Annotated in this window: 12 protein-coding genes; 3 read left to right on the plus strand and 9 right to left on the minus strand. The window is 69.2% G+C overall.

All coding sequences use genetic code 11. The features are described 5' to 3' along the window. Positions 1 to 3: 3 nt before the first annotated feature. The 7 genes from mraY to BGN97_RS16150 all read right to left on the minus strand — a co-directional run bounded on the left by mraY (position 4) and on the right by BGN97_RS16150 (position 7,108). Complete coding sequence (gene mraY, locus BGN97_RS16120; RefSeq protein WP_292703735.1) at positions 4 to 1,113, minus strand: phospho-N-acetylmuramoyl-pentapeptide-transferase; 1,110 nt, start codon at positions 1,111 to 1,113, stop codon at positions 4 to 6. Next, positions 1,110 to 2,522, minus strand: coding sequence for a UDP-N-acetylmuramoyl-tripeptide--D-alanyl-D-alanine ligase (gene murF / locus BGN97_RS16125; protein WP_292703737.1), 1,413 nt, complete (start codon positions 2,520 to 2,522; stop codon positions 1,110 to 1,112). Before murF ends, mraY begins: the two co-directional genes overlap by 4 nt. A gap of 30 nt (positions 2,523 to 2,552) precedes the next feature. Then, positions 2,553 to 4,337, minus strand: coding sequence for a penicillin-binding protein 2 (locus BGN97_RS16130; RefSeq protein ID WP_292703739.1), 1,785 nt, complete (start codon positions 4,335 to 4,337; stop codon positions 2,553 to 2,555). A gap of 21 nt (positions 4,338 to 4,358) precedes the next feature. After that, complete coding sequence (locus tag BGN97_RS16135; RefSeq protein WP_292703741.1) at positions 4,359 to 4,985, minus strand: hypothetical protein; 627 nt, start codon at positions 4,983 to 4,985, stop codon at positions 4,359 to 4,361. Continuing rightward, a complete protein-coding gene (rsmH, locus tag BGN97_RS16140; protein WP_292703743.1) occupies positions 4,982 to 5,920 on the minus strand; it encodes a 16S rRNA (cytosine(1402)-N(4))-methyltransferase RsmH in 939 nt (312 codons plus the stop codon). The genes BGN97_RS16135 and rsmH overlap by 4 nt, the downstream gene beginning before the upstream one ends. Before the next feature lie 98 nt (positions 5,921 to 6,018). Beyond that, the gene (gene mraZ / locus BGN97_RS16145) at positions 6,019 to 6,450 is read right to left on the minus strand and encodes a division/cell wall cluster transcriptional repressor MraZ (protein ID WP_285630089.1); all 432 of its coding nucleotides are present in this window, start codon (positions 6,448 to 6,450) and stop codon (positions 6,019 to 6,021) included. Between the two features lie 268 nt (positions 6,451 to 6,718). After that, on the minus strand, positions 6,719 to 7,108 hold the full coding sequence (locus BGN97_RS16150; RefSeq protein ID WP_292703745.1) for a DUF3040 domain-containing protein: 390 nt from the start codon (positions 7,106 to 7,108) through the stop codon (positions 6,719 to 6,721). A gap of 96 nt (positions 7,109 to 7,204) precedes the next feature. On the opposite strand from BGN97_RS16150, the gene BGN97_RS16155 reads away from it, so the two are divergent. Further along, a complete protein-coding gene (locus BGN97_RS16155; protein ID WP_363331445.1) occupies positions 7,205 to 8,281 on the plus strand; it encodes a polyprenyl synthetase family protein in 1,077 nt (358 codons plus the stop codon). A 49-nt stretch (positions 8,282 to 8,330) separates the two neighbouring features. Here the strand turns inward: BGN97_RS16155 and BGN97_RS16160 are convergent, their stop codons facing one another. After that, the gene (locus tag BGN97_RS16160; protein WP_292703747.1) at positions 8,331 to 8,675 is read right to left on the minus strand and encodes an Rv2175c family DNA-binding protein; all 345 of its coding nucleotides are present in this window, start codon (positions 8,673 to 8,675) and stop codon (positions 8,331 to 8,333) included. A 133-nt stretch (positions 8,676 to 8,808) separates the two neighbouring features. On the opposite strand from BGN97_RS16160, the gene BGN97_RS16165 reads away from it, so the two are divergent. Together BGN97_RS16165 and pknB are read left to right on the plus strand one after the other, a co-directional pair. After that, a complete protein-coding gene (locus BGN97_RS16165) occupies positions 8,809 to 10,014 on the plus strand; it encodes a LysM peptidoglycan-binding domain-containing protein (protein ID WP_292703749.1) in 1,206 nt (401 codons plus the stop codon). 82 nt (positions 10,015 to 10,096) lie between these two features. Beyond that, positions 10,097 to 12,043 carry a Stk1 family PASTA domain-containing Ser/Thr kinase gene (gene pknB / locus BGN97_RS16170; protein ID WP_292703752.1) on the plus strand — a complete coding sequence of 649 codons (1,947 nt, stop codon included), beginning with the start codon at positions 10,097 to 10,099 and terminating at the stop codon, positions 12,041 to 12,043. Positions 12,044 to 12,108: 65 nt separating this feature from the next. Here the strand turns inward: pknB and BGN97_RS16175 are convergent. Next, positions 12,109 to 12,399 (minus strand): 3-deoxy-7-phosphoheptulonate synthase (locus tag BGN97_RS16175; RefSeq protein WP_292703755.1); only part of this gene is annotated, 291 nt, incomplete at its 5' end.

Genomic DNA, 12,399 nt, shown 5'->3' on the forward strand with positions numbered 1-12,399 from the left:
GCGTCAGCCGTTCGAGGCCTGGGCGAACCAGTTGACGTAGAACAGCCCGACCGCGGTCGCCGCCAGCAGGCCCGCGATGATCCACAGCCGCACGACGATGGTGACCTCGGCCCATCCGCGCATCTCCAGGTGGTGATGGAACGGGCTCATCAGGAACAGCCGCTTGCCGCGGGTGAGCTTGAAGTACGCGCGCTGCAGGATGACCGAGCCCGAGGACAGCACGAAGATGCCGGCGATCACGAACAGCAGCAGTTCGGTGCGGGTGAGGATCGCCATCGCGGCGACGACGCCGCCGATCGCCATCGAGCCCACGTCACCCATGAAGACCTTGGCCTTGGGCGCGTTCCACCACAGGAATCCGATCAGGCCGCCGGCGAACGCCGCCGCCACGATAGCCAGATTCAGGGGCTCGCGCACCTCGTAGCATCCGACGGTGTTCGCCCCCTCGCCCACGCAGGACTGCTTGAACTGCCAGAACGCGATGAGACCGTAGGAGCCGACGACGAAGATGCCGGAGCCGGCGGCGAGTCCGTCCAGGCCGTCGGTGAGGTTGACGCTGTTGGACGTGGCGACGCCGATCACGGAGATCCAGATGAGGTAGAGGATCCAGCCGAGCACGATGCCGAAGGCGAACAGGTTGAGCCAGGCGATGTCCCGGAACAGCGACACGGACCCGCTGGCCGGCGTTTGGCCGAACGAGTTCGGGAAGTTCAGCGCGACCACGCCGAACGGGATGAGGACCGCCAGCTGGCCGATGATCTTGCGCCATCCCGACAGCCCCAGGCTGCGCTGGCTGCGGACCTTCATGTAGTCGTCGATGAAGCCGACCACGCCGAATCCGACCATCAGCCACAGCACGAGGATCGCGGAGAGGCCGGGCGTCATGCCGCCGAAGAAGGTTCCGGCGAAGTAGCCGACGATGGTGCCGAGGATGAAGATGACACCGCCCATGGTGGGCGTGCCCCGCTTGGCCTGGTGGCTGGGGTTGGCGATGTCCTCGGGGGTGCGGATGACCTGCCCCCAGCCGATCCTGCGGAACAGCTTCAGGAACACCGGGGTCAGGAAGAGCGAGAAGGCGAGCGAAATCGCCGTCGCCATAAGCAAGGACCTCACGAGAACAATTCTCCCAGACGATCGCCGAGATGCCGGAGCCCGACGGAGTTCGACGATTTCACGAGCACGCGATCGCCGTCGCGCAGCTCGTTCTTCAGATATTCGAAGGCGGCCTCCTGATCGGAGAGGTGAACCGCCTCGCTGTCCCAGGATCCCTCGCCGACGGCGGCGAGGTAGAGACGGCGGGCCTCGGCGCCGACGACGACGATGCGCTGGATGTTCAGCCGCACGGCCAGCAGCCCGATCCGGTCGTGCTCCTCCCCCGCGGACTCGCCGAGCTCGCTCATGGCGCCGAGGACGGCGACCGTGCGCTCGTCGGGGCCGGTGATCTGCGCGAGCGTGCGAAGGGCGGCCGCCATGGAGTCGGGGCTGGCGTTGTACGCGTCGTTGATGATGCGCACGCGCTCGTTGCCCATCGGCTGCATGCGCCAGCGCTCCGCCACCTCGACGGTCTCGAGACGGGAGATCGCCGTGGCTGCGGGTACGCCGAGCACGCCCGCCGCCGCGATGGCGGCGAGGGCGTTGGAGACATGATGCGCACCGAGCACCTGGAGGTGCAGCGGCAGGCGCTCATCGCCGCGGATGACGGTGCAGGATGTGCCGTCGGCCGAGACCGCGATATCCTCGGCGCGCACGTCGGCGTCCGGAGCCTGGCCGAAGGCGACGGTCGTCATGCCGCGCTCGTCGGCGATGTCGTGCATGGCCCAGACCCGCGGATCGTCGATGTTCAGCACCGCCGTCCCGCCAGCGCGAGCGGCGAGCACGAGCTCGGACTTCGCCCGCGCCGTGGCCTCGATGCCCCCGAACCCCCCGGCGTGGGCGAGGCCCACCATGAGGACCACGGCGACGTCCGGCTCGACGAGCCCGGCCAGGCGCGCGATGCTGCCCTCACCTGCCGCGCCGAACTCGCTGACGAGGAAGCGAGTGGTGTCCGTGACGCGCAGCATGGTCAGCGGTGCGCCGACCTCGTTGTTGTACGAGCGTATGGGGGCGACGGTCTCGCCCTCGTTTTCCAGGATGCGGGCCAGGAGGTTCTTGGTCGTGGTCTTGCCGTTGGATCCGGTGATGCCGACGATCCGGAGCGAGCCTGCGGCACGCACGCGCGCGACGACCGCCCTGGCAAGATCGGCCAGCGCCTGCACGGCGTCCGCGACGACGATCTGCGAAACCTCGACGTCGACCGGGTGCTCCACGATGGCCAGCACGGCGCCCGCCTCGACCGCAGCGCCGACGAAGCGGTGTCCGTCGGTGGTCTCTCCTGGCTTGGCGACGAAGATCGACCCTGCCGTCATCTCGCGGGAATCCGTGTCCACGGCCCCGTCGACGATCGTCGCAGCGGTGTCCGCACCGGCGAGGCGCAGCTCACCGCCCAGGATCTCCGCGATCTCAGCGAGCGAGAGAGCGATCATGTGGCATCTCCATGCACGGCCGAACGCCGTTCAGTTGAATTTGGGAAGCAGCGGGCCCATCGGCTCCGACGAGGGCGCGACGTGGTAGGTCTTGAGCACCTGGGTCATCGCCTGCTGGAACGCCGCGGCGTTCGCGGCGGAACTCCTCATCTTAGTCGGCTCGTCCAGCGTGACCACGACGACGTACTGCGGGTCCTCGATCGGTGCGATGCCCACCATGCTGGTGAAGAAGACGCCGCTCTTGTACTTTCCGTGCCCGTCGGTCTTCTGCGCGGTACCGGTCTTGAGCCCGATCCGGTACCCGTCGACCTTGGTCGTCTTGGCGTTGCCGCCCTGCACGGCGACGTTCTCCAGCATCTGCCGAACAGCGGCCGCGGTCTCGGGCTTGATGATCTGCTCGCTCTGCGGTGCGGCAGCCTCGTGCACCGTGCCGTCGGCGTCGGTGCAGGACTCCACCAGCGACAGGTCGATCTTCTTCCCGTCGTTCGCGAGCGCCTGGTAGGCGCCGGCGATCTGCGCCGGGGTGACGGTGAACGCCTGACCGAACGTCGTGGTGTACATGGTCGTGCCGTCCCACTTCGCGGGATCCCGGAGGAGGCCGGACTGCTCGGCGGGGAAGCCGATGGCGGTCTTCTGGCCCACGCCGAAGCGCTCCAGGTACTCGGCGCGGGTGGCCGGATCGACCTGGGTGCCGAACTTCGAGAGGCCGACGTTCGACGAGTCGATGAGCGCCCCGGCGAGGGTGTAGTCGTACACGGGGTGCGGGAAGGCGTCGTTGATGACCGTGCCGTTGGGGAACTTCTCCCGCGCCGGCACGGTGACATGCGACAGCGGAGTGGCCTTGCCCTGGTCGATCACGGTCGCGGCCGTGATGGCCTTGAACGTCGATCCGGGCTCATACGCATCCGAGAAGATGTGCGAGCGCCAGTACTCCGGGTCCACCGTATTGACGTTGTTGGGGTCGACGGAGGGGTATTCCGCAGCCGCCCGGATCTTGCCGGTCTTCACCTCGACCACCGTGGCGGTCGCGGCCTTGGCGCCCTGGCGCTGCGCCTGCTCGCCGATCATCTGCTGCAGGTACCACTGCAGGTCGCTGTCGAGGGTGAGCTTGACCGTGCCGCCATCCACGGCTCCGACGATCCGCTCGCTGCCGGGAATGCGCACGCCGCCCTGGCCCTTCTTGTAGCTGATCGACCCGTTCGTGGCGGCCAGGCACTGCTGATCCATCCGCTCGATGCCGTACTGCGCCTTGCCCTCGCCGTTGAGGAAGCCGACGATGTTGCCGGCGACCGCGCCGTTCGGGTACACCCGGATGGCGCGCGGCTTGTTGGCGATGTACGCGAGCCCGAGATCGCGCAGTGCGAGGTACTTCTCGGTGGACAGTCCGTTCTTCAGCTTGGCGTATTGGCTGTTCGGGTTCTTCGCGAGAGCGTCCGAGACGAGCTTGCGCACGTCGTCGCCGGTCATCCCGACGACCGCGGCGATCTTCTCACTGGCCTCCGCCCACGGCATCTTCGGCTTCTTCTTGGGATCGGTCTGCTTCTCGTAGTCGTCGATGAGCTTGGGGTCCAACTGCGCGTCGTACACGAACGCGTCCGAGGCCAGCACCGTGCCGTTCTCGTCGACGATGTCGCCGCGAGCGCCGGGCACCGGGTTGGAGTTGCTCAGCTTGCTCAGCGAGGCTGCGACGTTGTCGTCGGCGTGCACGACCTGGATGTCGATGAGTCGGAAGACGAAGGCCGACAGCACGGCCAGGATGACGGCGAGTGCGACGACCGTGCGCCGTCGCGTTCCGCGTGTTGCTCGAGTCGTCATGCGGCGGTCTCCATCCTGGGACTAGCGGGTGGTCGGCGAGGGCAGGCCGTCGGTGATGGCGGGAGGCAGGTCGGGCTGGGTCGCGGCGTCCTGAGCGGTCGAATCGGCCGCCGGAGCGCCGTCCGCCGGCACGCCGTCGGCCGTGCTGCCTTGAGCGTCGGCGCCGTCTGCCGGCGTCTCGGTGGATGCCGAGGGGGGCGGCGCGAGCAGGGCGTTGCCGACCTTCGTGGGCCCGTTCGGCGTGACCGTCGAGACCCACGACGCGGCGTCCCCCGCGCCGAGCACGGCGCCGTCGCTGAGCCGGAGGTACGACGCGGCTCCCGCGACGACGAGACCCATGGCATCCGCCTTGGCCGCGAGCGCCTGCGGCGAGTTCAGCGCCACCAGCTCATCGCCCAGCGCCTGCTTCTGCAGGCTCAGCTCGCGCTGCTGGTTGTTCAGCTTCGCCAGCGCGAAGGCATCCTGGGTCGAGGCCAGAGACACGATCATCTGCGCGGCGCCGATCGCCAGAGCCCCGCCGACAGCGAGAGCCGCATAGGCGAGCTTCGGTCGGCGCAGCCCGGCGGGCGCGGTGACCGCCCGCAGCCGGCGTGCGGGTGCGGGGCGCGTCTCGGTGCGCGGCTGGACGCGGACGTTCAACAGGCTCATGCCGACTCCCTGAGCTTCTCGGCGGCGCGCAGTCGCACCGGGATGGCACGCGGGTTGCGGGCGCGCTCCTCCTCGCCCGCGAGCTCGGCGCCCTTGGTCAGGATGCGGAAGCGGGGGGCGTGCTCCGGCAGCTCGACGGGGAGCCCTGCGGGCGCGGTCGATGCGGATGCCGCCGCGAACGCCTGCTTGACGAGGCGGTCCTCGAGGGACTGGTAGGCCATGATCGCGATGCGACCGCCCACGTTCAGAGCATCCATCGCCGACGGGATGGCGTCGGCCAGCACGCTCAGCTCGGAGTTGACCTCGATCCGCAGCGCCTGGAAGACGCGCTTGGCGGGGTGTCCGGCACGCTGGGCCGCCGCGGGCGTCGCAGCGACCAGCAGGTCGACCAGCTCGCCGGAGCGGGTGAGCGGCTTCTCGGCGCGCGCCGCGACGATGAACCGGGCGTAGCGTCCCGCGAGCTTCTCCTCGCCGTAGCGCTCGAAGATGCGGCGCAGCTGTCCCTCGCTGTACTCGGCCAGGATGGTCGCGGCCGTGCGCCCCTTGGTCTGGTCCATCCGCATGTCCAGCGGCGCGTCCTTGGAGTAGGCGAAACCGCGGTCGGCCTCGTCGAGCTGCAGCGAGGACACACCCAGGTCGAACAGGATGGCGGACGCGCCCTGCGCGTGCAGGCCGATCTCGTCGTACACGCTGTGCACGAGGGTGACGCGGTCACCGAACGGCGCCAACCGCTCCCCCGCGATGCGCAGCGCGTCGGTGTCGCGATCCAGGCCGATCAGCCGGATGTGCGGGAAGCGCTCCAGGAAGGCCTCGGAGTGCCCTCCCATCCCAAGGGTGGCGTCGACCAGCACGGCGCCGTCGTGCGCCAGCGCAGGGGCGAGCAGCTCGATGCAGCGCTCGAGGAGCACTGGGGTGTGGATGTCGCGGAGGCTCATCGTCTTCTATCCCGTGACCTCCGGCTCTGATTCCTCTCCGCTCGACCCGGCACCGGGGAAGTGTGTCGGGGCAGAGCGGCGAGGCATCACAGCCGTGGTCAGAACAATCCGGGAATCACCTCCTGTTCCAGATCTGAGTAGGACTCTTCGTTGCTCTCCAGGTACGCGTTCCAGGCGGACGCGTCCCAGATCTCGGCGTGGGCGCCGACTCCGGTGACGACCAGTTCCTTCTCCAGTCCGGCGTACTGACGCAGATGGCCGGGGATGGTGATGCGGTTCTGGCTGTCGGGCATCTCCTGGCTCGCCCCCGAGAGGAACATGCGCAGGAAGCTGCGGGCCTGCTTGTCGGTGAGCGGGGCCTGACGGATCTTCTCGTGCTGCGCCTCGAACTCGGCGGTGCTGAAGACGTACAGGCAGTGCTCCTGGCCTCGGGTCACGACGATGCCGCCGGCGAGGTCCTCGCGGAACTTCGCAGGAAGGATCACACGGCCCTTGTCATCGAGCTTCGGAGTGTGCGTCCCCAGCAGCATCGGCCAAATCACCCCCTCTGCGTCCGGCCAACTCGAGGTGCGCACCACTTTACTCCACTTCCCTCCACTTTCCTACGACGACCTGGGCTCATTCCCAGCCTTCCGCCGACCCCGAACGCAGAAACCCCCGTGATATCGCGGGATCACGGGGGTGGAGGACGGTGGAGGGCTGGTGGAGGGAAAAGGGAGGATGCGGCGCGTCAGGACACGAAAAAGCCCGGATGCTCTGCATCCGGGCTTCGTCTGAGGGTCAGATCATCACTGGGGATCAGCGCTCATCCTGTCGCCTGTCCCATCGATCGTTCATCCGATCCATGAACGAGGAGTCGCGTGATCGCTGCGCGCGCGGAGCACCATCGAGACGGGACCCGTCGAGCGGACGGCGGACGGGCGTGAAGGCGAGGATCGCTCCACTCAGCATCGCGAGGAACGCGACCACGCCGATGATGATGCTGCCGACGGCTCCGATGGGCCCGCTCGCGACGACGGCGGCGATCAGACCGCCCACGCCGACCAACAGCAGGAGCGCACCGTAGATCAGGTTGCGGTAGCTGAGTGCACGATCACCGGACGGCGCCGTGACGACATCGGCATCGTGCTGAAGGAGATGGCGTTCCATCTCGTCGAGCATGCGCTGCTCTTGTTCGGAAAGAGGCATCTCCGACCCCCTTGGTTCGTTCTATCCACTCTACTCGCCTCGAAGAGCGAGCGGCTAGCCGGGCGCCGTCGAATTCCTGCATCTAGGCTGGGAATCGTGCCCTCCACCCTCGTCTCGGACGCCGTCGCCGCACGCCTTGAGAGCTTTCTCATCCGAATGCAGGCCGACGCGGCCGACTACGGCCCGGATGCCGTGCTCTTCCTGGACGCGGCGCGGACCACTCTGCTCGGTGGGAAGCGCCTGCGCGCCCGCTTCTGCCATGCGGGCTGGCGAGCGGCCGCCCCGGCTCCGGATGCCGATGCCGCCCCGCTGTGGGGACTCTGCTCGGCCCTGGAGATCTTCCAGTCCGCGGCGCTCGTGCACGACGACCTGATCGACAACTCCGACACCCGACGCGGACGCCCGGCGTCCCACCGCGAGCTCGAGGCCGCTCACCGGGCCGCGGGGTGGGCGGGCGACGCCGAGGCGTTCGGCCGCTCGTCGGCGGTGCTGCTGGGCGATCTGCTGGTGGCCTGGAGCGATGATCTGCTCGAGGAGGCGCTGCAGGGGCATCCGCACGCCGCGGCGACGAGGGCCGAGTACGCGCGCATGCGCCGTGACGTGACGGTCGGGCAGATGCTCGACATCACCGAGGAGTCCGCATGGAGCGTGAGCGAGCCAGAGGCGCTGCTGGAGCGCGCCCTGCGCGTCGCATCGCTGAAGTCCGCGCGTTACAGCGTGACCGAGCCGCTGCTGCTCGGCGCCACGCTGGCCGGTGCCGACGAGCCGCTGCTGGCGTCGCTGCGCACCTTCGGGCATCCGATCGGGATGGCCTTCCAGCTGCGCGACGACATGCTCGGCGTCTTCGGCGACCCGCGCGTCACCGGCAAGCCGGCCGGCGACGATCTGCGGGAGGGCAAGCGCACGGCGCTGATCGCCGTCGCCCGCGAGCGGATGTCCGCCGCGGACCGGGTCGCGCTGGATGACGCCCTCGGAGACCAGGGACTCTCCCCTGACGACGTCGCCGCGCTGCAGCGTCTCATCGAGGAGACCGGTGCGGTGGCGCGGATCGAGGAGATGATCGCCGGCTTCACCTCGGATGCCGAGCGGGCCCTGGCGGCGGCGGACATCGATGGCGATGCGGCCGACGATCTTCGCGCGCTGGCCGATGCCGCGATCGCTCGCTCTGCGTGAGACCGGGCTGGAGCCGGCGCTCAGCCGGCCGCTCGCGCGACGGAGACGCTCAGGCGAGCGTGCGCGCGATGCGACGCACTTCGCTCTTATGCCCGTCGAGCAGAGCCGCGATCGGGGTGCGCCCGAGCGTGTCCTCCTCAGCGAGCAGCCAGTCGATGACCTCGTCGTCGCTGAATCCGGCATCCTGCAGGGCGATCACCGTGCCACGGAGCGAGGTGAGCGGGCGACGGTCGACGATGAAGACAGCCGGCACGGCGAACGCGCCGTTACGGCGCGAGCCGATCAGATAGCGCTCGTCGAGCAGCCGGCGCACACGACCAGGCGTCTCGCCGAGCACCTCGGCCAGGTCGGGAATGGTCAGCCAGTCGGCGGTTTCAGCGGCGTTCTCAGACACGTCTCCACTATCTCATCCCGCCTCCCTTCCGACATCATCGGGAACTCGATTCACTCCAGTAACAGCAGCCACTTCTGTTGACAACTCTTTACATACGTGTCAGCGTGTCCTCAGGATCACCAGGGGGAATCGCATGCATGATCTTTCGACTCGCACCGGGGCAATCCGATTCGGAGCACCCACGGCGGTCATCGGAGCACTCGCCGCCGTGCTCACGGCGGCACCCGCCGACGCCGCCGAACCCGTGCGCAGCGCACCCGTACCGGCAGGCGTGCTCCCGTCCGTCGCACCGCGCCCCGTGACGGCGGCGGTGCACGCGGCCGCCCGCCCGACCTCCTATGTCGTCCGACCCGGCGACACGGTCTCCAGCATCGCGATCCGCAACGGCCTGCGACCGGCGGACGTCCTCGCCTGGAACGGCCTGGGCTGGCGTTCCGTGATCTACCCCGGCCAGACCCTGCGCCTCGCTCCCGGTGCAGCACCCTCCGCCGCACCCGCGCCGGCCGCCGCACCCGCGCCAGCCGCCGCTCCCGCCGCGGCGACCGGCGCCGTGCACACCGTGGTGCGCGGCGACACGGTGTACGCGATCGCTCGCAAGTACGGCACCACCGTCGCGAACATCATCGCCGCGAACGGGCTGGGCCGCTCCGCGGCGATCTTCCCCGGGCAGAAGCTCAACGTCGGCGCTTCGGCGGCTCCCGCTGCCGCCCCGGCACCCGCCGCCGCACCCGCACCTGCTACGGCACCGGCACCCGTAGCGACACCGGCCGCTCACACCGTGGCACGCGGCGACACACTGTTCGGCATCGCGAAGAAGTACGGCACCACGGTGTCCGCGCTCCTGCAGGCCAACGGACTCGGCACAGGCAGCATCATCTACCCGGGCCAGACGCTCCGCCTCGCTCCCCCGGCACCGGCGCAGCGCTCCGCCAACCTCGACGTCGCCCAGCGCGCGAATGCGGTGCGCATCATCCAGATCGGCCGCGAACTGGGCGTTCCCGACCGCGGCATCGCCATCGCACTGGCGACCGCGATGGTCGAGTCCACCATGCGCAATCTGGACCACGGCGACCGCGACTCCCTCGGCCTCTTCCAGCAGCGGCCCAGTCAGGGATGGGGAACGCCCGAGCAGATCCTGAACGCCGATCGCAGCATCCGCGTGTTCTACGGCGGTGCGGGCGACCCGAACGGCATCGCCAGCAAGGGCCTGCTCGACATCGCGGGGTGGCAGGGCAAGTCGTTCACCGACGCGGCGCAGTCCGTGCAGGTCTCGGCCTACCCGGATCGCTACGGGCTGTGGGAGCAGCAGGCCCACAAGTGGGTCGCGACGCTCCGGTGACGCGCCAGTCGTCACCGGATCGAAACCTGTCGCAGGTGCGCCGTTGCCCGGGCTCACAGCCTGTTCTTCATAGACTCGTGCTGTGAACACTGCGCAGGCCGACCCCCTCATCGGGCGGCTTGTCGACGGCCGATACCGGGTGCGAGCACGGATCGCACGCGGCGGCATGGCGACGGTCTACGTCGCCACCGACATGCGCCTGGAACGACGCATCGCCCTGAAGGTGATGCACGCCCATCTGAGCGACGACTCCGCCTTCCAGAGCAGGTTCATCCAGGAGGCCCGATCGGCCGCGCGGCTGGCCGATCCGCACGTCGTGAACGTGTTCGACCAGGGCCAGGACGGCGACCTCGCCTACCTGGTGATGGAGTACCTGCCCGGCATCACCCTGCGCGAGCTGATGCGCGAGCAGAAGCGGCTGACCGTGGCCCAGACGATCACGATCATGGACGCGATCCTCGCCGGTCTCGCCGCGGCGCACCGCGCCGGGATCGTGCACCGCGACGTCAAGCCCGAGAACGTGCTGCTCGCGGAGGACGGCCGCATCAAGATCGGGGACTTCGGGCTCGCCCGCGCCACCACCGCGAACACCGCCACCGGAGCGCAGCTGCTGGGCACGATCGCGTACCTGGCACCCGAGCTCGTCACCCGCGGGACGGCGGATGCCCGCAGCGACATCTACGCGCTGGGCATCATGCTGTACGAGATGCTGGTCGGCGAGCAGCCGTACAAGGGCGAGCAGCCCATGCAGATCGCGTTCCAGCACGCCACAGAGCAGGTGCCGCGCCCCAGCGTCCGCAACCCCGGAGTGCCCGAGCAGCTCGACGAGCTCGTGCTCTGGGCGACCGAGAAGTCGCCCGACGAGCGCCCGCTGAACGCGCAGGCGATGCTCGATCGCCTGCGCGAGATCGAGCGCGAGCTCGGCGTGACGCCCGTGCCGACGGCGACGGTCGCGCCTTCATCCGGGCACGATTCCGGAGCGGTCACCAAGATCCTCCCGATGGGCACGGCGGCCATCTCCGACCCCACCGCTCCCGTGGCCGCGGAGTCCGTCGACAACGGCGCGCGCCTGCGGCAGCGCACCGCACGGCGCCGCGCGCGGGGGTCGCTGTTGCTCTCACTGGTGCTGCTCCTCGCCGTCGCGGCGGGCGGGATCGGCTGGTGGTTCGGCTCGGGACCGGGATCGCTGATCGCCGTCCCGACGGTCGCGGGGATGCCGCTGGCGGATGCCGAGAAGACCATCGCCGCCGAGAACCTGAAGTCCACCACGACCGCGAAGTCCGACCTCAACGTGCCCGCCGGCGACGTGATCGACTCCGATCCCGGGGCGGGCGAGCGCGTCGAGAAGGAGAGCACGGTCACGCTGATCGTCTCATCGGGCCCTGCCAAGCACACCATCGGCGCACTGACCGGACTGACCGAGTCCGCCGCACGTCAGAAGCTCGACGCCAACAACCTCAAGGTCGACAAGAACGTCGAGGAGTACTTCGACAAGCTGGGCCCGAACCTCGTGCTGAACGTGCGGATCACCCCGCGCGCGGGCGGCGAGCCCTACGCCTGCGGTGACGGCTGCGAGGTCTTCGAGGGCGACAAGGCGCAGATCCAGGTCTCTCTGGGTCCGGTCCCGAGCGTCGTCGGCAAGCCGCTCGACGAGGCGAAGCAGATCCTGGAATCCGCCCGGCTGAACGTGAACCCGGAGGCACCGGAGGACTGGAGCGACACCGTCGCCAAGGGCTCCGTGATCGCGCAGAGCGCGGAGCGCCAGGGCGGCGGCAGCTGGCGCCCCGGCGACACCGTGACGCTGACGGTCTCCAAGGGCCCGCAGCCCATCACCGTTCCGAACGTCGTCGGCATGACGCTCACCAAGGCCAAGGCCAAGCTCGAGAGCGTCGGCCTGAAGGCGTCCTACCCCGGGTGGGGCGACCTGCCCACCTTCGGCGACCTCGCGACGGTCATCGAGCAGAAGCCCGGGGACGCAACGCTGCCCAAGGGCGGCACGGTCAAGCTCACCCTCAAGCTGCAGGGCTGATCGCCCCGGGATGCTGACAACCGCTCGCGGCGACGGTCAGCATTCCCGGTGCCACCCGCCGAGGGTCAGCGCTTCTCGAGCTCCTCGGCCACGAGGAACGCCAGCTCCAGGCTCTGCATGTGGTTCAGACGCGGGTCGCACAGGCTCTCGTAGCGCGTCGCGAGGGAGGCCTCGTCGATGTGCTCCGAACCGCCCAGGCACTCGGTGACGTCGTCGCCGGTGAGCTCGACGTGGATGCCGCCGGGGAACGTGCCCACGGCGCGGTGCGCCTCGAAGAAGCCGCGCACCTCGTCGACCACGTCATCGAAGCGGCGGGTCTTGTAGCCGGTCGACGTCGTGATGCCGTTGCCGTGCAT

Origin of the sequence: Microbacterium sp. 69-10 (genome assembly GCF_001897945.1) — a bacterium.
Taxonomy (GTDB): domain Bacteria; phylum Actinomycetota; class Actinomycetes; order Actinomycetales; family Microbacteriaceae; genus Microbacterium.

Bases quoted from the DNA above. Each gene is read 5' to 3' on its own strand.
- murF (WP_292703737.1), bottom strand. From the start codon at position 2,522: ATGATCGCTCTCTCGCTCGCTGAGATCGCGGAGATCCTGGGCGGTGAG.
- BGN97_RS16130 (WP_292703739.1), bottom strand. From the start codon at position 4,337: ATGACGACTCGAGCAACACGCGGAACGCGACGGCGCACGGTCGTCGCA.
- BGN97_RS16135 (WP_292703741.1), bottom strand. From the start codon at position 4,985: ATGAGCCTGTTGAACGTCCGCGTCCAGCCGCGCACCGAGACGCGCCCC.
- rsmH (WP_292703743.1), bottom strand. From the start codon at position 5,920: ATGAGCCTCCGCGACATCCACACCCCAGTGCTCCTCGAGCGCTGCATC.
- mraZ (WP_285630089.1), bottom strand. From the start codon at position 6,450: ATGCTGCTGGGGACGCACACTCCGAAGCTCGATGACAAGGGCCGTGTG.
- BGN97_RS16150 (WP_292703745.1), bottom strand. From the start codon at position 7,108: ATGCCTCTTTCCGAACAAGAGCAGCGCATGCTCGACGAGATGGAACGC.
- BGN97_RS16165 (WP_292703749.1), top strand. From the start codon at position 8,809: ATGCATGATCTTTCGACTCGCACCGGGGCAATCCGATTCGGAGCACCC.